Origin of the sequence: Ginsengibacter hankyongi (assembly GCF_008710285.1) — a bacterium.
GTDB lineage: Bacteria > Bacteroidota > Bacteroidia > Chitinophagales > Chitinophagaceae > Ginsengibacter > Ginsengibacter hankyongi.
In genome coordinates this window covers 25,200-50,207 of the sequence record NZ_VYQF01000007.1, presented here as the reverse complement: position 1 = coordinate 50,207, position 25,008 = coordinate 25,200, and the positions used below count along the sequence as shown (strand labels likewise).

At 38.6% G+C, this 25,008-nt stretch carries 19 protein-coding genes; 7 read left to right on the top strand and 12 right to left on the bottom strand.

Features of this window, described 5'->3' with window-relative positions; translation table 11 throughout:
* Window positions 1-122 precede the first annotated feature (122 nt).
* From FW778_RS18160 to FW778_RS18140, 5 genes are all read right to left on the bottom strand, one after another.
* A complete protein-coding gene (locus FW778_RS18160) occupies window positions 123-2,207 on the bottom strand; it encodes a right-handed parallel beta-helix repeat-containing protein (protein WP_150416281.1) in 2,085 nt (694 codons plus the stop codon).
* A 78-nt stretch (window positions 2,208-2,285) separates the two neighbouring features.
* Window positions 2,286-5,600: a glycoside hydrolase family 38 N-terminal domain-containing protein gene (locus tag FW778_RS18155; RefSeq protein ID WP_150416395.1), complete on the bottom strand. Its 3,315-nt coding sequence runs from the start codon at window positions 5,598-5,600 to the stop codon at window positions 2,286-2,288.
* 76 nt (window positions 5,601-5,676) lie between these two features.
* Entirely contained in the window at window positions 5,677-7,074 is a 1,398-nt protein-coding gene (locus tag FW778_RS18150) for a sugar porter family MFS transporter (RefSeq protein WP_150416280.1), read from the bottom strand.
* 8 nt (window positions 7,075-7,082) lie between these two features.
* A complete protein-coding gene (locus FW778_RS18145) occupies window positions 7,083-9,761 on the bottom strand; it encodes an ROK family protein (RefSeq protein ID WP_150416279.1) in 2,679 nt (892 codons plus the stop codon).
* Window positions 9,762-10,502, bottom strand: coding sequence for a GntR family transcriptional regulator (locus tag FW778_RS18140; RefSeq protein WP_150416278.1), 741 nt, complete (start codon window positions 10,500-10,502; stop codon window positions 9,762-9,764).
* Between the two features lie 762 nt (window positions 10,503-11,264).
* Between FW778_RS18140 and FW778_RS18135 the strand changes: the two genes are divergently transcribed.
* On the top strand, window positions 11,265-11,630 hold the full coding sequence (locus tag FW778_RS18135) for a hypothetical protein (RefSeq protein WP_150416277.1): 366 nt from the start codon (window positions 11,265-11,267) through the stop codon (window positions 11,628-11,630).
* A 67-nt stretch (window positions 11,631-11,697) separates the two neighbouring features.
* Here the strand turns inward: FW778_RS18135 and FW778_RS18130 are convergent, their stop codons facing one another.
* The 6 genes from FW778_RS18130 to FW778_RS18105 form a co-directional block, all read right to left on the bottom strand.
* The gene (locus FW778_RS18130) at window positions 11,698-13,368 is read right to left on the bottom strand and encodes a GMC family oxidoreductase (RefSeq protein ID WP_317132384.1); all 1,671 of its coding nucleotides are present in this window, start codon (window positions 13,366-13,368) and stop codon (window positions 11,698-11,700) included.
* Between the two features lie 45 nt (window positions 13,369-13,413).
* Window positions 13,414-14,337 (bottom strand): sugar phosphate isomerase/epimerase family protein, encoded by a 924-nt coding sequence (locus tag FW778_RS18125; protein WP_150416276.1) that lies wholly within the window; start codon window positions 14,335-14,337, stop codon window positions 13,414-13,416.
* Between the two features lie 154 nt (window positions 14,338-14,491).
* Window positions 14,492-14,947 (bottom strand): CAP domain-containing protein, encoded by a 456-nt coding sequence (locus FW778_RS18120; RefSeq protein WP_150416275.1) that lies wholly within the window; start codon window positions 14,945-14,947, stop codon window positions 14,492-14,494.
* Between the two features lie 155 nt (window positions 14,948-15,102).
* Window positions 15,103-15,804 carry a LytR/AlgR family response regulator transcription factor gene (locus tag FW778_RS18115; RefSeq protein ID WP_150416274.1) on the bottom strand — a complete coding sequence of 234 codons (702 nt, stop codon included), beginning with the start codon at window positions 15,802-15,804 and terminating at the stop codon, window positions 15,103-15,105.
* Complete coding sequence (locus tag FW778_RS18110) at window positions 15,782-16,963, bottom strand: sensor histidine kinase (RefSeq protein WP_150416273.1); 1,182 nt, start codon at window positions 16,961-16,963, stop codon at window positions 15,782-15,784. The genes FW778_RS18115 and FW778_RS18110 overlap by 23 nt, the downstream gene beginning before the upstream one ends.
* 132 nt (window positions 16,964-17,095) lie before the next feature.
* A complete protein-coding gene (locus FW778_RS18105; protein WP_202552340.1) occupies window positions 17,096-18,652 on the bottom strand; it encodes a S10 family peptidase in 1,557 nt (518 codons plus the stop codon).
* Between the two features lie 22 nt (window positions 18,653-18,674).
* On the opposite strand from FW778_RS18105, the gene FW778_RS18100 reads away from it, so the two are divergent.
* The 3 genes from FW778_RS18100 to FW778_RS18090 all read left to right on the top strand — a co-directional run bounded on the left by FW778_RS18100 (window position 18,675) and on the right by FW778_RS18090 (window position 21,416).
* Entirely contained in the window at window positions 18,675-18,881 is a 207-nt protein-coding gene (locus FW778_RS18100) for a hypothetical protein (protein WP_150416272.1), read from the top strand.
* A 68-nt stretch (window positions 18,882-18,949) separates the two neighbouring features.
* Complete coding sequence (locus FW778_RS18095; protein WP_150416271.1) at window positions 18,950-19,975, top strand: rod shape-determining protein; 1,026 nt, start codon at window positions 18,950-18,952, stop codon at window positions 19,973-19,975.
* 286 nt (window positions 19,976-20,261) lie between these two features.
* Window positions 20,262-21,416, top strand: a complete 1,155-nt coding sequence (locus tag FW778_RS18090) for an acyltransferase family protein (RefSeq protein ID WP_150416270.1) — start codon at window positions 20,262-20,264, stop codon at window positions 21,414-21,416.
* A 105-nt stretch (window positions 21,417-21,521) separates the two neighbouring features.
* Here the strand turns inward: FW778_RS18090 and FW778_RS18085 are convergent, their stop codons facing one another.
* Entirely contained in the window at window positions 21,522-22,475 is a 954-nt protein-coding gene (locus FW778_RS18085; protein ID WP_150416269.1) for a D-2-hydroxyacid dehydrogenase, read from the bottom strand.
* Window positions 22,476-23,064: 589 nt separating this feature from the next.
* Between FW778_RS18085 and FW778_RS18080 the strand changes: the two genes are divergently transcribed.
* The 3 genes from FW778_RS18080 to FW778_RS18070 all read left to right on the top strand — a co-directional run bounded on the left by FW778_RS18080 (window position 23,065) and on the right by FW778_RS18070 (window position 24,980).
* Window positions 23,065-23,439, top strand: coding sequence for a hypothetical protein (locus FW778_RS18080; RefSeq protein WP_150416268.1), 375 nt, complete (start codon window positions 23,065-23,067; stop codon window positions 23,437-23,439).
* 122 nt (window positions 23,440-23,561) lie between these two features.
* Window positions 23,562-24,431, top strand: coding sequence for an FAD binding domain-containing protein (locus tag FW778_RS18075; protein WP_150416267.1), 870 nt, complete (start codon window positions 23,562-23,564; stop codon window positions 24,429-24,431).
* Between the two features lie 48 nt (window positions 24,432-24,479).
* On the top strand, window positions 24,480-24,980 hold the full coding sequence (locus FW778_RS18070; protein ID WP_150416266.1) for a (2Fe-2S)-binding protein: 501 nt from the start codon (window positions 24,480-24,482) through the stop codon (window positions 24,978-24,980).
* Window positions 24,981-25,008: the final 28 nt, after the last annotated feature.

Genomic DNA, 25,008 nt, shown 5'->3' with positions numbered 1-25,008 from the left:
CCTTTTATTTATATACTTGTTTGTAAAATCAGTTAGTTACCAACTGCTATTTGCTGATCACCTTCTTTGTTTAATCGTACCGGCCTTCGTAAAATCTTTTCCATTTTCTGAAACGGCTACCTCTATTGTAACATGTTTCTATCAACTGATGAATCAAATGCTTCAATAACCTCTTTAGGTAATTTCGCTAATTCTTTCCATTGCTTATTACCTGTGACTCCGGCAGCTTCAACATCAAATGGTTTAAAGCCGATCTTATTTATTGTTGAGTGATTTTTAAATCTAAAATCATAACCACTTGCATAGATAAAACCGGGGTCCTGCATGATACTATGCAAATCCTTTCCACTCTTTTGCTGCCATTCTTTAAGCGTTAAATAGTTTTGCGGGTTAGCACCATAAGACCCGGTAGATTGTATAAAAATAACCTTATCATTATTCATGTTCCAATAGCAATTACTATCAAGAGTGACATTGCCGGTTTGCCATGCGCCTTGTAACAAGTACCCGTTATCCGTGAGTATAATATTATTTTTAAAATCAAGGCTGTGATGTTGTTCAACCCTGGAAAACTGTGCCTGGAATTTTTTATTAAAAGCGAAAATGTTATTCCTGATAATATTATTTTCTCCATAATGCTGATGAAAGCCTCCTGTCTTAGTATGATATATGAGGTTATCTTCCAACAAAATATTCGATGAACCTTCATCGGTATAAAGACCCCATCCGCCATAGTCATAAGAATATATATCGTTTACCCGGTTATGGCGTACCTCCGTTCCGTTGGAGATGCCCAACGTGTAAACAGCGGCCATATCACTTAACACGCCCCATCCTATATGATGAATATGATTATAGATTATTTTGTTACTAACGGCAGGGCTAAACGCATATCCCCATATCCATCCTACCGAAATGCCGGTGTACCTGAAATCACCCACATCATTATGAGAAATAATATTATTCCCTGACTGGGCTATAAAAATTCCAACGGCGGAAGGAAAATCCAATCCGCCGGAATGAATAATGCAATTGTCCACCTTATTATAAGAAGTCCATTGAGCCTTATTTTCACGAATAACCGTTTCTCCAATCCTGATACCACCGGCACCCAAATCATGCAGGTAGCTATTCGTAATTTCACAATGTTGCACTCCTTTCCTTAGCCAAATAGCATATTGCCCGGTGTGTGCAATTTCACAATTGTTGAAACGGATATTTTGCGCATCATCAATCGTTATAGCTGCATCAATTTTCTGGGCGGCCTGGTAAGCTTCATATCCATTAAAAACATAATTGCAGTATTTAAATGCAATGCCATCAAACAAAATATTTTCTACGGGATGCGTTGAATCGCCTTGTATTACTAATAATTTTTCCAGGACCGAGACGACCGCTTGCACTTCGTTCACATTTTCTTGTGGAATATATTTGATTGTATCATTCTGCAATAGCCATTCGTTCGCAGTATCTAATGCAGCAGTATAATTTTCAAAATAAAACATAGCCGGTTTTCCAATCAATGCCCAATCGCCATTTATAGTACCGGTTGAATAAAATGATGTATCAACAGCGTTTAATGAATCAATCGTTCGCATAGTATTATCCCATTTGTGATACATGTTGAACCACACTTTTTCCAAGTCACTTTTGGGTAATGATGCGAGTATATTAAAATCAGCTAATGGAATTTGAAATTCTTGCCTGAAGCGAAATTTGTTCTGACTGTCCGGAATATCTATTACTTTTCTCAGTGTGAAATAATGATCAATGTTTGGTGTTCTCGCCCGTACAGCTCTTTCGCCATTGATATACAAATCATATGGTTTTATATTATTAGCATTCTGAACGACAGCGGATAAAACATTGGTTCCCTTCAAAGTAATTTTTTTTCCGCCACTTACAACAGGATGTGCATTGGACAAGGCCTTAAAGACAATTTGCAAATCACTGGTGCCTCCATTTTCAGAATTGATTTGAATCGGTTGCTCCAGGTTATAATCACCATTATTAAGGAAAATAGTAATCGTTCCTTTTGGGTTTGATTTTTTTAAACCGGGAAGCATTGCTATTGCCTTTTGCAAAGTTGTTGGCGTTTGTGCGGAACCGTTACCTATGCCATTGGGCGATACATAAATAGAGATATCGCCGGCAAAGGCCGGAAGAATGATACCTGATATTGCAATCGTAAAAAATATTTTCAGCATAATCGTTTCTTATTTATTTATTTTTTGAATCCCTTGCGTACAGTCACAAAATATTTCTGTATCACCTTATATATTCTTCTAGTGCATTTTAAATTCTATATCCGCCACACCCATACCTTCTACGGTAATATTTTCATTAATGGGAATTTGTAATCCGGTATCAACATTCATAAGGTCTAACGGTTTAATATCTTTCCATATAAATCCTGTTTTTTCTGCCGCAGCTTCGGGGTTATAAATCCTCACCAGGTAATTGCCATCATCACAAGGAGTGATGCTGCTAACGACAATACGATTACTTGTTAATGCAAATAATTCCGAAGGAAGTGCTTCTTCATTGTTAACCGGAATCGCTATTAATGGTTGTGTAAATGCTTCAGCATACCTTTCCATCTCTGAAGAATTGATCATCCCATGAGGTCTTAACGCATACCTGAAATGAGCAACCCCTCCCTGGTCAGCTTTATAATTGGTATACCAGTAATTGTTCATGGCATAACTAAACCATGTTGATGTTGGCTTGCCGTCTTTTTTCCACTTCTTAAGACTTTGATTTACCAATAACCTTTCATCAATCATACTATCAGGTTCCAATAAAGGTGTTTCGAGTACTATTAATTGCAAACCTTTGTGGGCCTTTGAAGCGTCTAACCATCTTCTGCCATATAAAAAGTCCATGTTCGATCCCGGTAACTGATCTGCCAGGTATTTCATAGTACCATAACCTGCGTCTACCGTTGTGTTAATAAGTGATGAATTAAAAGGAAATCCAAAATGAACGGCTTCTTTTTTTCTGATAGCTTTCTTGTCTATAATATTTTCAATTTCTGCTTCATTGCTTTCTGCATATAAGGATATTCTTCTTTCCAATTTATTAGCGCCGGGCGCATCAGAAGTGATAGCGATAGTTGTAAGCATCGGCCCGCTTTCTAAAACTTTTACCTGCACTTTCCCATTCGTTTCAGCATCGGCAGGATTGTAACCCGGCACATACCAGTAGCTGTTCAATCCCTGGTTATCAAAACTTCCCGCAAAATTGAAATTGGTTCTATCTTCTAAAGTTGTTATGCTCCCGTTAGTCTTATCCCAACGCAACCATACGTGACCGTTAGATAAAGAACTGTCTGTAACTATGAAATTTTCATCCGCCGCAGGAACTTCTTCATCGGTAATTTCAAAAACGGAAGTCCCTAACGGTGGCACGTTACCCGCAATAAAAACAGAAGTACCATCACTTAATTTTTGTAACGGCATTTTTTCGCCTGAAGCATTTTTTACAGACTTCCCTGTAACGTCTGCCGGAATTATTACAGGCCCGGTACGGCTCCATGAAGATGTATTGAATACCGCAATTTTTCTTGATTGAATATTACTTATCGGCTGAAACAATTTTTTTTCTAAAGTGTCAATCTCTTTATCAGCATCCAACATAAATTGTTTTTTTATACGCCATTGTTCGGCAACAAATGGAAGGTCCGGCTCCGAAGTGCTGTTATAGGCACCCCAGGTATGTTCATGGAACATTATGATATTTCTCCACGCTTCATAAAATTTATCCTTTTTATATTCCTTTGGCTTAAGCATCGCATATAATGTTGCGAGCTGTTGCAGCCGCAAACTGTTTATCCTGTTTTTATCTTCTTCATAAGCGGTAGAAAGAGCGCCATCTTCCCAATAGGGCGTTATATCGCCTTTTACCACAGGAATGCTGCTCCCATATTTTTTTTCGAATTTTTCAAAAAGTTCTTGTGTTGTGTTTAAGATGATTTTTGGCGAGGCATATTTTTCATTCCATTGCTTTACAAAATCTGAAATGGTGGTATCAATTGGCCCATTATCAGAAACAATATTATACCTCCACTGCACTATATCGTAAGGATATTTTTCCGCAGCCAATTCATCCAAGTAGGTAGCTATTTTCTTAGGACCCCTGTCAAATACGCCCCCCGGGCCGGTTCCATGCCATGATGAATATCCTTTTCCTGCAGTCCAGAATAGAATTTTTTCATCGCCTGACGGAGAAGTCCACCATACGGGTTTATCCCCCCATGCTTTTAAAAAGTATCCAACCCGGTCTCCCAAATAGGGATGGCTCTCTCCAAGGAAATTAGGTCCGCTTGAAAAATATTTTACGCCTCCTTTGGCAAGAGCAGTCACTGTTGTCCAAGCATAACCTGGAACATCAGAGATCATCGCACTGTTGATCGTAAAACCAAATTCTTTTCTCAGTTTGTCAGCATAGTCAGTGTAATGAAACGTTTCTTCAGGCTCACTCATACCCGTTAGAATATTCGCATATAACCCAGACAAGCCAATGCTCCCTTCTTTTACAGCCTTAATAAATTTTTCTTTTTGAGCAGGTGATGCCTGTTGTAAATAATTTTCAACAGCCCAAAGAGATTCGACATTCCACTTAAATTTTGCTTCCACAGGATAGTCTTTTGTTTTATCTATCATGCGCAATGCATCATCAATATTCTTGTTATGGATCTTTACTATTTCAGGCTGAACATTCGAGTAGCCTATATCGGTATGTGAATTATGAATGAAATCCAGTTCCCTGTAAACAACCGGTTTCAGGTACACAAATTGGTCAACCAGTGTTTTTTTGCCAACAGAAATATTAACAAACACACTGTCTTCATGTGCAACAGCATTTACCGGAATATCAAAATTATTGATTCCATCTTTTTCGATAAATGAATATACTTCTTTATGATTAACCTTAACCCGCAGCGTTTCATTTTTTTCAAAATGTAAAGCAGTTAATGCAATAGGCTGCTTACCGTTTTTTAACAGGAATGGCATAGGATGTATGTCGGCCTTTTCTTCAAATGAAAATTTGAAGGCCATATACCAGTCGTTACTGTTTTGTGCCTCACCAATTACTTTTATTGTAACAGGGAAACCAGGTTTGACGCTACTTAGAGGAAGCCTTAAATAATTAAACCCATGGGCATCGTTTGCGCCGTCCCTTTTTGTTTGTTCAAATACCAATGCAGAACTATCCGGTGCAACAAATTCCCAATTGGGCTTTTGATGATTGGGAAATGTAGTAAATGTCAAAACCTTTTTATCATTAACATACAAATCAAAATTGCGGTTGCCGCCGCTGGTGCCTGAAGAGTGTCCTGCCACCCAACTAAAATATACGTATTTGCCTTTAGCATTTTTTGGAACAGGTGCAGTCTCCCATTCAATAACCTTTTTTCCGTCCGTGGTCCGTGTTAATAAAGCCGTAGTTGCATAATCAGGGAAGGCAGAAAAATAGCTAATATTTTCACCACTGATTTCTTTGGCGTAACCGCTGATCCAGTTTATTTTTCCAAAGAAGGGAACTACTTTCTGAGCCGTTATATTTTGCGAAAAAAATATCAAAGCAAAAACTGACATGATAATTTTCAATCTTTGATAAAAGTTATCCGGTTGCATACATTTATAAATTAAAATGTTTAGAATTATTTAAAGCTTATGTGTTTTCCAACCGCCAGAATTTTTCAATTTCTTCCAGGCTTTTTCCCTTAGTTTCCGGAATTTTTTTCCATGTTAAATAAAAAGCATAAGCGCTGAAAAGTGCAAATACCAAAAATGTTACCGAAGCCCCCGCACCATGAAGCAATAAAGGAAAAAATTGTCCCACGATCCAGTTAGCTATCCATAGGCTCATCGTTGAGACTGCCACGGCTTCGCTTCGATAGTTTGTTGGAAATATCTCCGAAATAATTACCCAGGTAACGGGTCCAAAAGAAAATGAAAAACAGGCGATAAAGAGAATAACAGGAACCAATACAACCCAGCCATTCGAAATATTTGCAGAAAATAATATCGATGCCAATATGAGTGATAATATAGCGCCCCCTATGCCCCACAACAACAGGGGCTTTCTTCCAACTTTATCAATAAAATAAATAGCAACAAACGTGAACAACATATTTACCATACCAATGGTTACTTGTCCTCCTAACGCATCGCCCAATTGAAAGCCTGCTTTTTCAAGAATGGTAGGACCGTAATATATTATTGCATTGATGCCGCTGAATTGTGATAGCGCTGCTAAGATTATCCCGATAAACAAAGGTCTCCGCATGTTTCCTTTGAATAGATCTTTGAGCTTTTTATTTGATGTATTCTCAAGTGAATCCTGTATTACTTTTAATTCTGACTTTGCGTGTTCGGCGCCTGATATTTTAAATAAAACATTTTCAGCTTCCGAAGTTCTTTTTTTCAATGCCAGCCAACGCGGACTCTCAGGAATCAAGAATACCATTATTAAAAAAACAAGTGCCGGTATAATACCAACTACAAACATTCCTCTCCATGCTTCCTCCGAAAAAATTAAATGCATCCATCCGCCACCGGTTGTTGAAACTGCAGCTCCGGCCTGGATTGTAGAATTTGAAAAATAAGCTACGAGGATACCGATGGTAATGGCGAGCTGATAATAGGTTACCAATTTTCCTCTTAATTGTGACGGTGCAATTTCTGCGATGTACATGGGACAGATTACTGAAGCCATTCCAATACCTAACCCCCCGATTAGACGAAAACAAATAAGCATAAAAGAACCCTGGGTAAATGCACAACCAAATGCAGAAATAGCAAATAAAAAAGCAGCTATCAACATTACTTTTTTACGGCCTAAGATATTTCCCAACTTGCCACTTACCGCCACACCTGCAATACAACCCAACAAGGCAGAACTCACATACCAGCCTTCCATCAGCGAACCCATATTAAATTGCACCTTCACAAAACTTATGGTGCCGGAAATAACCGCAGTATCAAAGCCAAATAAAAAACCACCCAGCGTAGCTGTTATAACTATCAATGCCAACTGCCCCAATTGAATAGAATTGTCCTTTTGCATTTTTTTGTTTAAATTTTAAAACAACATTCTTCCTTTACGTAAGCAACAACAAGGAATGCTTTGGCATTTCCGCGATAGTGCACAGAATAGTTTTCAATCGAGGCCGGAATAACAAAGGTTTCAGCATAATGGAAAGGAGTCGTCTTTTTATTAACTGTAACTTCTACCCTATCTCCTTCAACCAACATACATACATGGCATTGATTATTAGTATTGATTTGAACCTCCCCGGTAAATTCGTATCGGTCAACAGTATAGAAATGTTCTTCATGTGTTGGCAATTTTATTTTTCTGCCACCCTTCCACTCTTGTTCAACAACAGGGTGCGATATTAATTTGTCCTGCACATATGAACCTTTCCGGTCGAAGTAAAGATTGTTGAAGGCGTGATCAATATTGATAGGACGGGCCTGGCCGTTCAGGTCCAGCCGCAGCCAATCGTACATTTTAAAAGTATAGATGTAGGGCGTACTACTGATCTCTAGCACCATGTTGTTTTTACCGGAAGCATGGATCGTTCCGTTGGGAATAAGAAAAAGATCATGTTTATGCGCAGCGTGCTTTTGTACATATTTTTCCGCCTGCATTTCGACACCCGTATTTTGCGCATCCAATAAAGCAGTTTTGAATGCACACGGATCAATATCATTTTGAAACCCTAAATAAACTTTTGCATCCGGTTCGCAATCGAGTATGTAATACGTTTCATCCTGCGTGAAATTTTCTCCAAATTTTTCCCGGATATAATTTGTTCGTGGATGACATTGGATAGAAAGATTACCACCATCATAAGTATCTAAAAAATCAAATCGAATGGGAAACTCTGTTCCAAATCGCATTGCAGCTCTGCCCAGCAGTTTGTTATTATCAAAAAATAAAAGGAAGTCGAATGAAATCTCAAGCAAATTTTTATTCCCCTCAATAACAATTCCATTTTCAGGAGTAATTAATTCAAACGACCATGCATAATTTATTTCTTCTTTATTCAAACCAGTTATATTCTTCTTCATCCAGTCGCCTCCCCAAACTCCGGCTTCAAACCAGGGCCTGGCACGAAAAGGCTGTTGTAATATTTCATTGAGGGTATTTCTAAAATCATTGCCATCCATCCATGTTATTTCGTCGATGCGTTGTTCATCAACGATGCAATGTATTTTATTAAGTAGTTGTTCTTTGTGTTTATTTAGTACCGGCCAGTCAACAAAATAAAATCGCTTATACATTTGCGTGTTAGAACTCACTTTACTGCTCCCAATATTATTAATACTGCCCGCCCTCATTCGGTATTGAATTTCATTTTTAGGTACATCGGCGTAAACCAATAATCCCTGCCAATTGCTTAACGTAGCACCGGTACCATATACAATCGATATCTCAGCATCCGGATCCGGATGAAGCAGCTCCAGCTTTTTATTGTCAAAAAAATCCGCAAGACTTCCCTTATATTTTTTGCCAAATACAGGATCATCTCCATTAAGATTCTCTTCAATCATTTTTTCAATTTCGCCTGGCGATTTCAAACAGGCATTGATGTCATACCAAAAAACACTTTTCTTCTTTGCTGATAAGGCTTTATGCAATTGTTGGCGGAAGGTTCCCCATAATACCCCTCCGTATCCATCGATTGTAACTATTCTTTCTATACTGATTTTGTCTGCCAATGAATTAAAGCCTTTGTTCACTTCGTAATCAGAGTGAAACGAAGGGAAAATATTGTAAGAGGAATGATTTGCCAAAATAGAAGTTACTGGTAATAAATGCTGGGTGGTTTTTCTTTTATTTAGAGCAACTTGTGCTTCGTTACGTTCTGCAGCAAGAATAGCAGCGCCTGTTAATATACAATCTTCGGTGTCGTCGCAAAAAACAATATTTATGTGCTCACTGATTATTCCTAACCGTTTTTTTAACGATGATACAAAAAACTCATTCGCTTTAGAAATATTTCCACCTATTACCAATTCGTCGCATTCAAATTGCTGTAACCATGGCAAAAGAAAATAACCGAGGTTTGATCCAAATTCCCAAAAAATAGAAGTCGCAATTTCAGGATCTGTATTAACCAGTTCTTTGACAGATGAAATTTCTTTACCAGTGAGATACCGGTATTCGTTCAAAAACCAGCGTGTTGAAAAATAATCATCTGCTTTTGTCAATAAAAAATCCTGGTCATAAAATGTGCCTGACGCAGGTAATGCCGGATCGTTATACAATAAAACTTCGTTCTTCATAAATGCGGAGCCAAAACCGGTTCCCAGCGTAAGAAAAACAGTTCTCTTACTGCTCAATTGATGGCGATAAAACGCTCCAGTGGCAAAGCAGTGTGCATCATTTGAAAAACGAAATATAGTATCGTTTAAGCCAGTGATATCTTTCAACGCCTGCTTTACATGAAGACCGAAAGTCTGTTCAAATTTTCCTCCAACATTAGCAATGGCACAAACCCCTTTTTCATAATTAAATGGTCCGGGAAATGCAATCCCCACCGCGTCAATCTTTATATCGCCAATCAATATTTCATTGATACAACTGCCAATGTCAGTGATAATATTGAATGCCTTGCCAAAAGCATTAATATCTTTCCGTAGCAAATGCAAAGGTTGATCTGGGGTTATGCATGTATCAATTAGACTTGCAGTAACATGACTGCCGCCCACGTCAAGTCCTATATATTTCCCCGGCTGCATCATTTATCCCGGACGTTTAATTTCTATATTGTAGGTAAACCAGTCACTTCTGTAATAGCAGATATTAAACTCGATGGGCCTTCTTCCGGAATCTAACACAACTCGTTTGCGTTCGAGAACTGGTGCTCCTTTTTTAATTTTCAGAAGATCTATAATTTTTTCATTTGCCGCAACAGCCCTGATTTCTTCCTGCGAGTAAACCGGTACGATATGAAAGATTTCATCCAGCATTTCATAAAGGGGGCGCTTAAAATTTTCTTTACCGGTTAAGCCAATTCTTGGATGGAAAAAAGACTCAAAATACACCATTGGATTTCGGCTGGTGCTCCTGGTACGTTCGAGGCAAACTACTGATGTACCCGGTTGAATCTGCAACCGTTTTGACACTTCCTGGTTTGACTTTACAAAAGCAATCTTACTTTCCAGGTCTTTAAAAGGAATGCCCTTATCTTCCATCTCATGTGTAAAACTGAACCAGTTACTAAGATCAGTTGATATCTTTTTCTTTTTCACAGTAGTACCCATTCTCTTCTTTCTTTCCAATATCCCATCTTTAACCAGATTGCTGATACCCTGCCTCAGCGTATTTCGCGATATACCCCAGCGCCTCGCAAGATCTGTTTCCTTTGGAAAAAGATCTCCTTCTTTGAAATGGTTTTCCCTTATCAGTTTTCTCAATTGTTCTTCAGCCTGCAGGTGAAGAGGTACTTTGCTATCATGGTCCAATAAAGGTATTTTGTTCATATGTTCAAACATATTACAAATTCTGAAAACAGGCAAATTTTTTCATTACAGCATTGCAAGATTGGTTGTCATCTCAACGTTAAAAGAAGGAATTCCCATGACTGCATAAGACGACGTATATACTCTTTTACAAAGGAGCATTGATGGTTTTTCAGGTCTATACCAATCAGAATCTTCGAAACCGGGTAAGTTATATATGTAGAAAGGAAAACCGATGGAGACAATTGGGATGCTACAACTTTTTATTTTTATGAAATACATGGGAAGGTTGGTACCTTGTTACAGGCATACAAATCCGGGACGGGTGTTACGTATAAGCTTAAGCAAGTAGAACCTACATTCACCAGGCAGAGATCACGGAAATAAATTATTCATTTTTTTTACCGATTCATTCGCCCTGGTTATTTATGAAAATACCCTGTCTCAAAATGAATTTATTATCTTCAATGCTTTTATACCTTAAATAAAAAAATTTCTGCGTACACGGATATTTATTTTTTTAATTTAAGTTGCAAATAACAAAAAAGTTCTCTACTTTTATGCCCACGAATTAATCTTCTTGTACATTTCCTCTCATCTTTTGAAAATCTCTAAGCTTACATAATTACATTGTCTCCAGACGACTTTCCCAAACAGTTGTAATTATTGGCCGCAATCCTTTATATCTTATTTGTACCTAAATAAAGGAGGTAATAATCCACCCTTTACTTAGATGCTAATAACATTTTAAAAGAACCACTAAACTGCAAAAAAAGTACTACAATGAAAATGGAATTTAAACAAAAGCAAATTCAACAGTTACCGCTTGATGATTTAACTGCGGAACAATTTCTCGCCCTGGCGATTGAAGCAACAAAACAGTTAGGATGGGTTTTTGGTGATATTAACGGCACCGGATTTACCGCCTACACTAATAATGGTTTTTTTTCATGGAATGCAGAAATAAAAATGAAAGTGTTAAATGAAACTGCAACCATTCAAAGTCATTCTGCCGGCGATGAAGTTATTGATGTGATTGAAAACAAAAAAAATATTCAAAAATTTACTTCATCATTTAATAGCTTAAAAAATAATTTGAAACCCGAAACCCTGACAATATATGGGAGTTTAAAAACCAGGATCGCTTAAGAATCAAAATACATTTACTCAATAGTTTATTTCGCTCCTAATCAAATATTCGTTTTCTTCATTTCTTTTACAGCATAGTCACAAGCCCTTGCTGTAAGGGCCATATAGTTAACGAAGGATTGAGACAGGCACTGGAAACCATACAGGAACCATCTGTAATAAATACATTGGGTACCTCATGCATTTGATTGAATTTATTTAAAACCGAAGTCTTCGGGCCGAGGCCCATGCGGGCTGTACCCATTTCATGATTACTATTACCCGGAAAAGACATATTGTCTTCAACAATAATATTTTTAAATCCCGCCGCTTCCATTATTTCCTTTCCCGTTCCTGCAATATCCCTATGCATGGCATTTTCATTCTCTTTAAATTCACAATCAACTGCAATTAGCGGCCTCCCCCATTGATCTTTTTTATTATTGTTTAACGTAACTCTGTTGTCAGCATAAGGCAGGCATTCACCGGCTGTCCACATCCCCATTTTCCAGGCACCGGGTTCCGTGAGTACTTCCTTTAATGCCGCACCAATGGGTGCATCTTTTTGTTGCGGCGGCCTGTAGGCACTTGCCCCGAAATAGTAACCGCGTATAAAATCTTTGCTTTTTTCGGTAATATTTCTGAAACGCGGAATATAAAGACTTGTTGGCCTTCTTCCGTAATAGTAGCTACTTTCAAATCCGTCCACATCGGCAGTTATTTCAATTCCTTTATGATGATCCATGAGGTTGCGACCTACCTGGTCGCTCCCATTTCCCAGTCCGTTAGGAAAGCGGTTAGACGTGGAATGTAATAAAATAAACGCAGTGGCAACAGTAGAAGCATTGAGGAATAGCAGGCGTGCATAAAACGTTTCTTCATGCTTAGTCTCTGTGTCAATAATTTCTACACCTGTAGCTCGTTTCCTTTGTTCGTCATAAATAATTTTATTTACAATCGAGTGTGGCCTGACCGTTAGGTTCCCTGTTGCATAAGCTGCGGGTATGGTGCTGGCGTTAGTGCTAAAATAAGCGCCGTAAGGGCAACCACGGTGACATAGATCGCGAGCCTGGCATTGTCCCCTTCCCTGCACTGGTTTGGTAAGATTAGCCGTGCGTCCCATTATCACTTTCCGTCCAGGAAATTTTGACTCAACCTTTTGCTTAAAATCTTTCTCAACACAATTCATTTCGAAAGGAGGCAAATATTTTCCGTCCGGCAACTGGGGTATCCCATCTGCATGTCCGCTCACTCCTATAAAAGTTTCAATATAATCGTACCAGGATTCTATATCTTTATAGCGTATGGGCCAATCAATACCATGACCATCTTTTAAGTTTGCCTCAAAATCAATATCGCTCCAGCGATAACACGCCCTAGCCCATAACAAAGAACGCCCGCCAACAACATCCCCTCTTATCCAATCGAAGCGTTTTATTTCATCATACGGATTTTGCTGATCATCCACATAAAAATGTTTGTTATCCTCGCGGAAAGAATAATGTCTGCTTTGCACAAAGTTTTTTCGTTTATCCTCCTGCGTTAGGTGTAAACGATGAGTAAATTCCCATGGATTTTTTGTAGCAGTTGGATAATCCCCATGTACCACGTTACGGCCACGATCGAGCAACAAAACCTTTAACCCTTTTTCACAAAGTTCTTTGGCGGCCCATCCACCACTGATACCTGAGCCAACAACAATTGCATCGTAGGTATTTTTTGCTTTTGCTTTATTATTTATATACGTGGAATCTGGCATAAAATAACTCCTCAACTAATTTTCTTTGAATAGGTTTCAATACTATCAAACGCCCTTATTAAAATGCTCCAACATTACTTTGGAGTAATCAGCAAATGCCACTTCCGGTTCTTCAATTTCAGGATGCCATAATTTTTCCCATTCAAAACTGTAATAGCCCTTGTAACCTCCGTTTTGCAAAACATCTATAGCCGTAAATATCGGAACCTCTCCCTGCCCCAGCAACATATAATGTTCTTTGCCATCTATCATCTTCAAATCTTTAATATGTGTATGGCAAATATATTTTTTCAATTTTTGATATACTTCAACAGGTGGTTCTTTTGTAATGGACCACATATTGGTGATATCCCATACTAAGCCTGTATTATCATTAAACGCTGATTGCATAATTTTCAAGATATCTTCTGTCCAAACGACATCACCATGGGTTTCCATTAATACTTTTACTTTGCTCCCTTTTGCATACTGCCCTAATCCAAGTAATCCGGATGTGATAAGATCCATCGCCTCACTCTTGGTTTTATCTTTCGGAAGTTTGTTGGGAAATACTCTTACAAACGGGCATTCAATTTTTTGAGCCAGGTCAATGAAGCTTTTTGCCTCATCTAGATTTTTCTTTCTTTCGGCACCATCAGCAATATGCAGATTAGCAGAAGAACCTAAATCAACAAAAGCCAGGTTTTTATCTTTCATAACTGAAAGTGTAGCCGCTATATTTTGCGAAGTACTGAATTCAGGGCATTTGGCAAGATCCATCTGGCGTAATAAGCCGCGTAATTCAATGCCGTTGTAATCATGTTCCGCCGCAAAGTCTGTAATTTTTTGAAAGTCCCAGTCGGGACAGCCAAGTGTTGAAAATGCTAAAAGACGTTTTGTCTTTTTCATACCAATAAAAGTTGGGACAAATGGTGTTGCCATTAACAGCGAAGTTGCTTTCAGGAATGTCCTGCGATCAAACTCTATCATGATAACTGTTGTTATTGTTATAAGGAATTGAAATCTTATTTAATCCACAAAACTTTTTGTCGATATCGGACCATGTAACACATTGCAGAAATCCTTTCTAAAGATACGGGTAAACAGTTTTACTTTATTTAGCATACCGGGTTCAAAATAAATTTTAACCTGCAAAAACCTGTGTATAATAAATGCGGCCCTGCCTGTCTTTTGCAATACCAATACCTATGTATTTATAGTGGCCCAGCATATTGCGGCGATGGCCCGGCGAGTTTTTCCAAAGATTTACAACCGCTGTACCGGTTGTGGGACCATAAGCTACATTCTCCGCAAAATCATGCATGTGTTTGATAACTTTATTTGCCATCGCATTCCTTTTGTCAAAACCTTCATGCCCAAACCCTATTCGGCCACTTGCCATGTCTTCGCTATGTTTTCTTGCTATGGCATTCAGTCCCTTCATAATAATTAAATTATTTAAACCTTGAGATCTCCTGAATTGATTGGTTTGATTCAATATATCCTGAACCGGGTTCGAACTTTTGTTGCGGGGGAAAGAAGTAAGGCTTACAAAAAGTGATAAGCAAATAACAGTAACGTATACAAATATTCGTTTCATAGGTTCGGAGTTGCTGCCACTAAAGGCAAGTTTTATACCAAAGGTCAATAAATTATTTCTTTCTGTGCCAGTTGTGGGCCTTTTTAAGATATTTTTATATCCTGAAATTATTTACAAAGAGAAATCATATTCGAATATACTTACTCGTTATTAAACTATCTTTTATTAATAAGATGCATCACTTTCTCTTTATAATTAACGCCTATGGGAATTGTTTTATTTTCCATTTCAATACTGTTTCCATAAATACTTTTAATAAATGCTACTGCAATAATATATGATTTATGCACCCGTATAAATTGGGTAATCGGTAATATTTTCTCCATCTCATTCATTGTTTGAAGCGTTACAAGACTATAACCCGCCGTTTGAATTTTAAGATAATCTTTCATCCCCTCGACATAAATGATCTCAGAAAAATTTACTTTAAAAAATTTACTGTTACTCTTTACAAAAATGTGGTCGGCAGACAAATTATCTTTCTCTTTTGTATCCTGCGTAAACAACCTACCATCAACAATTTTATTAATTGTTTTGCAAAAACGCTCAAACGAAACAGGCTTCAATAAATAATCTATTATGTTATATTCATAGCTTTCTACTGCATATTCCGCATAAGCCGTTGTAAGCACAACCAATGGAGGGTTCGACAAAGAGCGTAAGAAATTTAGACCGGTCATTCCGGGCAGTTGAATATCAAGAAACATCAGGTCAACTTCCCGCTTATTCAAAACTTCTTTGGCTTCAAGTGCATTATTACAAGTAGCCACCAGCTCTAGCCTTTCAACCTTTTGCAAATGGCTTTGAAGAACGTGTTGAGCAAGCGTTTCATCTTCAACTATGATGCATTTTATCAAGCGGATCTAATTTTATTATTAATGATACCGTGTAAGCATTTTTACTTAAAATTACATCAAGGGTGTGAGAATCGGGATACAATACTTCCAGCCGCTTTTTTGCATTTGTAATTCTTAAATCGCTTTTCCTTTGTTCTTCTTTGTCAGTTTGAATAATATCGAGTGCATAAGAATCGGGATACACCAGCTCCAGCAAACTCTTGCTCTTCCTGATTCCTGTGCCAAATATTTTTTTTGACTGCGTTTCCAGGTCGATGTTGGTATTGTTGATAACGTTTAAAACAATTTGCCCGGGGCCTGCTTTTATGGTTACATAAATAAAGGCATCATTGTAAGAATTATTGAATGCGTGTTTAAATCCATTTTCAATAAATGAGATGAATAAAAAAGGCTCAATCATTATTCCTTCTATCTCGCCTTCAACCGTAAAGCGAACATCCGGGTTGTATCTTATTTTTTCAATCTCAATATAATTCCCGATAAATTCTATTTCCTTATCTAAAGGAATTTTTTCTTCGTCACAATCATAAATCATATACCGCATCAGGTCAGAAAGTTTCACTACCACTTCCGGCGCTTTATCCGATTTCTGCAGGCTAAGAGAATAAATACTGTTTAAAGTATTAAAAAGAAAATGAGGATTTAACTGCGAGCGCAAGTATTTCAATTTAAAATTCGCATTATCTTTTTGAAGTGCTGCTATAAGATTATCCTCATCAAAATGCTTTTTAAGATATGCTATACTTGTTGCAAAAGTTAGGTTCACAAAAATCCACAGGCTCTCACGTACTACCGTAGCCGAAGAAAAATTGAAATAAGCCTGGAATGATTGAAGAAGCTTTAATGGGTTCTCATCCAGGTGAACAAAAGAATAAATAAACCATAGAAAAGCAAGTATAATAAAATAAAATCCAAAAGCCGCAACACTTAGCCAAACCAAACCTTTTTTGGAAACAATCCATGGAATAACGGCTTTGGCATAAACGAGGTAAAAAGGAAACGTAAACAAGCTAATTAAAAGAACAATTAGCAGAAAAATAATATCCCGATAAAAAAAAGTAAAGAAATTTATCAGTGGATAAAAAAGAAAAATAAGTATCCAGTAAAATATCTCAGTCTTATAAACAGGTTTTACAGGCCGGTCGTTGTCGTATTCCATATAAAAAAGTTTGGTAATACTAATCTAATATGGATAATACAAACAAGTAAATTATTTCGACATATTACAGAATACTATCGATGTATATTTTTCGAGCGGGCTTCGTTGTTTACTGAAGAACCTCAGAAAAAATTAATGAGTAGTACTAATAAACCTGGCAACATTATCATGCAATTGCTTCAACGATTCAGGATGCAGGTAAACCATGTGTCCCGAAAAATATAAATCATATTCAATATTTTTTTGGAGCGAAATGGGCATGGGCAGGTGATGCATTTCGTACTCACTTTCAAAATAAGGAGTGCCTAAATCAAAATAGCCCATGTTCAGCATCACTTTCAACCCGGGATTGTAGATCATTGCATTTGCAAGGTCAGGCATTACATTGGCGTAAGTTCCCGAGCCCTTTCTTCGCCTGAAATCCCAGGGACCTACATCACCATATACTTTATAATCCATGCCATCACCGAATTTAAGCTGGCTACGCACATAATTATTAAAGGTAGCTGCAAAGGCTCCATCGATATAAGAGTCCATGGGATCATACTGCGCATATTCGCTCAATGGATCCACCGCATCGCCGGAAAACCTGGCATCCAGCCGGCCGGTAATTTCATTATCTGTTCCAAGTAAGGTTTGTTCAAACTGAGGTCCGTTTACCCGGAGATTCGCTTTACGTATATACGTTAACGGTAGGCCGGTAAAGTCATGCAGCTTATCTGCAATTTCATTAAATGAAGTGCTATCAAGCAGAGCACCTTTGTTAAGAGCAAGCGTATATTCATTCATCGCAAAATGCTCCACCTCCTTCAGGAATGGCTCCAATTGAGCAGGCTGGTTGGGCAACTTATGGTGATACCATGCAGTAGCTGCAAATGATGGAAGGGCCAGTATATAAGGTAAGTCGTTCCCGGGATGCGCCTTGGCTTCATCGGACATATTCTCGTACGTTAATAATTGGGAAAGAAGTATCACCCCATTAAGACTGATGCGATAACGTCCCTGTAACAAGTTGGCTACCACCGCAGAACGGAAAGTGCCATAACTTTCGCCAAAAAGGTATTTAGGCGAATTCCACCTGCCGTAATCAGAAATAAATTTGTTGATGAATGAAGCAAAGGCATCACCATCTTCATCAATGCCATAGAAATCCTTTGGATCACCTGCCCCACCCATTTTTTTAGTAATTAATTTACCAAAGCCGGTGCCGGGTGCATCGATAAAAACAAGGTCGCTTGCATCCAATAGACTGTAATCGTTATTAACAGTTTTGTATGGTGCTTTGGTGCGACTTGTGTCAGTAAGATAAACACGCTGAGGTCCCCATGCGCCCATATGCAGCCAAATGGTAGAACTTCCGGGGCCTCCATTGTAAATAAAGGTTATTGGCCGCTGATCGGAACCTTTATCATCATTTTTAAAATAAGCAATATAAGACATGCTGACGGTAGGGCTGTCTTCTTTATTTTTGAGCACCAGCGTGCCTGCCACTGCTTCGTAATTAATGCGTTTACCCTCTACCGTTACAGTTCCATAGGTGGTAGATTTCTGCGGCACTTTATAATTAGACACACTATCCCGATGCATATCCACTTTTACTGTCGTAATCTCTTTTCCAGCTTGCGCAATAGTTATAACGGGCAGCGCTAATAATAAAATACCGGAAAGAAAAAATATTTGAACTTTCATATGGCTTCTTTTTAATTATAGTATGCCGGAAATCCTGCTCGGAATTCCCGAAAGGTTATCGCATTTGAAAAAAGGTTCAAATATAATTAATGTAGCGTTTACTTTTTTTCATTTACTATTTGTGAAAGATTTAATGACAAAAGATCGCCATTCGCAGGCTACGTACAGGCAACCGCGGGAAGACCGCACAGTGCTTAAAAAATCTGACCTTCCAATAAACCTGGGGTAAAAGACAATTATAAATTAAAATAATTGCCACATCTTTACAGTATTGCTAATTCAACACCCAATTAAAACATGAGTCTTTTTAATTTTTTTACACAAGAAATTGCCATAGATCTTGGCACAGCAAATATTCTCATTATGCATAATGATGAGGTAGTGGTAAATGAACCCTCCATTATTGCATTAGACAGGAATAATCCGAAAAACGTAGTGGCGGTAGGCAAAAAAGCATTGATGATGCATGAAAAAACGCATGAAAGCATCAAGACTATTCGCCCGCTAAAGGATGGCGTAATTGCAGATTTTAACGCGGCCGAATTGATGATAAGGGAAATGATTAAGAAAATCTACCCTAAAAAACCAATGTTTGCCCCAGGCTGGCGAATGATGATTTGTATTCCCAGCAGCATTACTGAAGTGGAAAAACGGGCGGTAAGAGACAGTGCCGAACAGGCAGGCGCTAAAGAAGTTTACCTTATTCATGAACCCATGGCAGCAGCACTGGGCATAGGTATTGATGTGGAAGAGCCTGTAGGTAATATGATTATCGATATCGGCGGCGGAACCACGGGCATATCGGTAGTAGCATTAGCAGGGATTGTGTGCGATCAGTCTATCCGTATTGCGGGTGACGAATTTACTGCGGATATTATGGAAGCCATCAGGCGCTACCATAGCCTGCTCATAGGTGAGCGGACTGCTGAACAGATAAAAATTCAAATTGGCGCAGCCATGAAAGAAATTGATAATCCTCCCCAGGATATGGCGGTGCACGGAAGAGACCTGGTAACAGGCATTCCCAAAGAAATAATGGTAAGCTACCAGGAAACGGCTGAAGCAATGGACAAATCTATTTTTAAAATTGAAGAGGGAATATTAAAGGCTTTAGAAACAACACCGCCTGAGCTGGCTTCTGATATTTATCGTCGTGGCATCTACTTAACCGGCGGAGGCGCTTTGCTCAGGGGTTTGGATAAAAGGCTTGCCGCCAAAATTAAACTTCCTGTTCATATTGCTGACGACCCCCTTACCAGCGTGGTAAAAGGAACAGGGCTTGCATTGAAGCATTACAACAGTTATCCCTTTGTAATGAGGTAATTTTTTTTCGCGTTGCTGTTTCTGATATAACGCTTAGACGACAAAACGCAATCCAGTTAAAAATCTGGTCTTTATTAATGTAGCATGCAGAATGCTGGAAAGTAAAAGGGTGATTAACCTGGCAATGCCAAGTTAAATAATCATGTTATTGACAATAAATCTTTTACTAACAGTAACAAGCAAACGAAGTTATATTGCTTTTGTAAAAGGCATTACCGCAGTTTGCATCAAATTATGTTAGTAATGTTGATGATTTTTTATAACTTGAATTCCCTAAACCGATTGTATGACTATATCCTCAACTGAACTGCCACTAAAAGAAAATATTATTGCAGCTCCAAATAATTTCATCAGCCAGCGGCTTTATTCCTTGGATGCCCTTCGCGGATTTGATATGTTCTGGATAATGGGCGCCGAAGAAGTTTTTCATTCAATGGCAAAAGCCACCAATGCTCCGTTCTGGATGGTTCTTTCCAACCAGTTTACTCATCCTGAATGGAATGGTTTTCATTTTTATGATTTAATATTTCCATTATTTCTTTTCATTGCGGGTGTTGCCACACCTTATTCGGTAGGAAGGGACTTACAAAAAGGAAAGACTAAAAACGAAGTTTTATGGAGAGTAGTTAAAAGAGGCCTGATATTGGTTTTGCTGGGAATTATTTATAATAATGGCCTGGAATTGAGGCCACTTTCAGAAATACGTTTTGGCAGCGTATTGGGACGAATAGGTTTGGCCTATATGTTTGCCAATATCATTTACATTTATTCAAAACAAACAGCACAGATAATCTGGTTCTGCGCTTTACTCATTGGCTATTGGCTGTTATTAAAATTTACTTCGGCGCCGGGTTATCCAATGGGCGACCTTACTATGCAGGGAAATTTCGCTTCATATATTGACCGGAGTATTTTATCCGGCAGGCTTTATCTTACCATTCATGACCCCGAGGGTTTAATGTCAACAATACCTGCGATAGGCACAGGATTGCTGGGAATACTTACCGGCAGCTATTTAAAAAATAAGGATACTAACGGTAGTAAGAAAGCATTGAGTATGGCTATTGCCGGTATCGTTTTTATAGGCCTTGCACTTCTTTGGAATTTTGATTTTCCTATCAATAAAAATCTTTGGACGAGCTCATTTGTGCTAAATGTTGGTGGCATCAGTTTGCTCCTGCTGGCATTATTTTATTTAATAGATGTATTAGGTTACAGGAACTGGGCATTTTTCTTTAGAGTGGTTGGGATGAATTCTATATTAATTTATATGTCGGGCAGGTTTATAAATTGGGAATATTCCACCAATGGTTTTTTTAAATGGCTGGGCCAACTCATTGGCAATCCTTATGGTGCTGTTGTTATGGCCATTTGTTTTGTATTGGTAAAATGGGCCTTTTTATATTTTATGTATAAAAAGAAGATATTCTTAAGAGTTTGATTTTACCCTTGGTCTGTAATGACCCTGACAAAGCGTAAAGTCGTTCACTTCATTTACTATCGCAAAAGAAATATTGAGTGTATTCTCCGCTTACTAACAACTAAATCAGGAAACAACATTTACCGGAACTCCCTTTATAAATGCCTGTACATTTTGCACCACTTCATACATCAGCCGCGAACGTGCTTCGTAGGTGGCCCAGCCGATATGCGGAGTTACCAGGCAATTTTTTGCATGGAGCAATGGGTTATTGGCAGCAGGCGGCTCGGCGGATAGTACATCCAATCCTGCTCCGGCAATTTGTTCTGTATTGAGTGCCTGTGCAAGATCCTTTTCATTAATAAGATCACCCCGGCTCGTATTGATTAAAAAAGCGGAAGGCTTCATCATCCTTAATAACCGCTGGTTTACAAAATATTTATTTTGCTCATTGAGCGGGCAGTGCAGGGTTACAATATCCGCCTCGCTGAAACAGGCTTCTTCATCAACAAAGCGAACTCCGTTCATTTTATCTCTTTCCGGATGTTTATGGGAAGCAATTACCCGCATATTAAAAGCCAGTGCTATTGCAGCAGCCGCCTGTCCTATTCTACCGAGACCTATAATACCTAAAGTTTTGTCCTGCAACTCTATCATAGTGTGCTTTTGATAACTGAAATCTTTACTGCGAACCCAATCTCCGTTGCTTACGCTTTGCGCATAGCTTGAGACGTGAGTAAACAATTCCAGTATAATGGCGAAAGTAAGTTGCGCCACGGACGCCGTACTATAGGCAGGCACATTAGTTACCCTTATATTGCGTTTGGCGGCAGCAACTGTATCAACTACATTATATCCTGTCGCCATTACGCCAATATATCTCAGGTTAACGGCCTTATCAATAATCTCATCCGTTAGTAACACCTTATTGGTTAACACAATATTCGCATCTGCAATACGGTCAGCCGTCTCATCTTTTGCTGAACGATCATAAATCACCGTTTCACCCAACTGTTGCAGAGATTGCCAGCTCAAATCCCCGGGATTGAGGGTATATCCATCCAATACAACTATTTTCATATTATTAATCAATATTTTTAAACCTAATTAAGTCCCTCCTGATCTTTAACTCTTTCAATTTATAATTTGTAACAAAGATATGTGCAATGTGTGTCTTATCATCTGTTCTATATTCCAATATTGCCCCACGTGCTTTATCCTAAATGAATGGCTCTTTGTTCCGATTCATCGTCTTTAATTTCTGTAAAAATATTTTCAGTGTATGCTATTACGTTAGTAACGCCTTCCTAATATGCTTTAAGGGTTTCTTTTCCATTTTTAAAAGAACAGGGACGGACATTATCGCTAATATAAGCCGAAGGCTTTCCGGCTTTTGCTTCGGATTTACACACATGTCCTCAAAATAAAACAGGCTTTTGATTAGAGAAAACTTTCAACCTATTTTATTTAAATAGTTTCAAAAAATAAATAATTATACGCTTTAATTTGTGTAAATTCATAGAATAATTTTTTCTACGATACGGCTATGTTATTTGAGAAAAAACATTGCGCAAAGTTTAATAAACCATATCCCCCGGGTAATAAGAAGAAATATAGTTTTTTTGCGGGGATCCTTCTCGCACTGTTACCTAAGTGCCCTCTTTGTTTCATGGCCTTTTCAAGCACGTTCGTTCTTTGTGACCAGGCCGGAACTTTCATGGACACACATACTCATTCTTCTTTAACCACCTTAATACTTTCAGCGCTTTTTTGTGGAATTGTTCTGGTTTGCATGCTTTTCAATTATCGGGATAACCGAACAAGATATGCATTACTGCTGGCTTTTACAGGATCAACCTGCCTTTTATACAGCGTAGCTCTTGGCGGTGGGCTTGCTTTATATTACAGCGGAGTGGCACTTATCTTTTGCGGTGTTTGGCTGAATGGCAGCTTACTCTTTTTTATTGGGAAACTCAGGAATTTTTTCATTAAGAAATCCGGAAATAGAATTGTTCAATTTCCAATGATCAAAAGCAGGAATTAGCTGATTAAGATCATCGTTTTAAACGTTTTTTGTGCGTTTATTTTGTGAAATGAAATAACATAACCTTGAAATGCTCCTTTTTGTCTGCGGAATTTCATTTTCAATAAATAAAAACAACAACTATGATTGCTCAGTCCTTTCAGTACGCATCCCCAGGCACCCTAGCCGAAGCCATTTCGATGTTAGATAAATATGGAGAAGACGCCAAAGTTCTTTCGGGTGGCCATAGCCTGATACCCATGATGAAGTTGCGCTTTGCCAATCCTGAATGGCTCATTGATATTAATGGCATCCCGAATCTTGCGCACATTAAAGAAGAAGGTGGTGTAATAAAAATCGGCGCCCTTACCCGGGAAGCTGAAATTGAGCACTCCGACCTGCTGAAAAAATATTTCCCCATTTTTGCGGACGTTACAAAATTGATCGCAGACCCTCAGGTTCGCAACAGGGGTACCGTTGGAGGCAACCTCGCCCACGGTGATGCAGCCAACGATCATCCGGCTGTAATGCTCGCTTTAAATGCTACCATTGTAGCAACCGGTTCTAATGGGGAAAGAAGCATTGCCATCGATGAATTTTTCCATGGGTTTTATATGACCGCTTTAGAGCATGGAGAAATTCTTACAGAAATTCAAATTCCTGAACCTCCTGCCGGAACCGGAAGCGCCTATCACAAACTGGAAAGAAAAGTAGGTGACTATGCCACAGCCGGTGTAGCTGTACAGCTAACGCTTGACAGCAAAGGTGTTTGCACTGCAGCAGGTTTTGGCCTTACCAATGTGAATCCTGTACCATTACGTGCATCGCGAAGTGAAAAGGCATTGGTGGGTAAATCCATTACAGATGAAACCATTGCCGAAGCGGCCAAATACGCATCTGAAGATTGCAGTCCTTCCTCTGATTTGCGTGGTAGCGAAGAATACAAACGTGCGATGGTAGCTGTGCTGGTGAAGCGGATGATTCATAAAGCTGTTGAAAGGATATCAAAATAAAGCAGCCATTAAAATATTAATCAATTAAACATTTTAAAATCGGGAAAAATGGAAATAACTTTAAAAGTAAACGAAGTACAACATACCTTGGATGTGGAACCCCGCACCCTGCTGGTACACCTGATACGCGAAAATCTGAATCTAACGGGAACGCATATAGGCTGCGATACCACCACTTGTGGCGCATGTACTATTTTATTAGATGGCAAATCGGTAAAATCCTGTACAATCCTCGCTGTACAGGCAAACGGGAAATCGGTCAGGACTATTGAAAGTGTTGCCGGAGCAGATGGTCACCTGCATCCATTACAGGAAGGATTCAAAGATAACCATGGTCTCCATTGTGGATTTTGCACTCCGGGCATGATCATGCGTTCGATAGAATTGCTGGAGAATAACCCCAATCCAACGGAAGAAGAAATCCGGTGGGGTATTTCAGGAAATCTCTGCCGGTGTACCGGATACAATAATATCGTAAAGGCTATTGAGTATGCAAGTGCAAAAAACCGTGGCGTGGAACCAGCCTCTACAGAACCTCAATTTGTTTAAATCTTATTTATCAAAATTTCAATTAAGA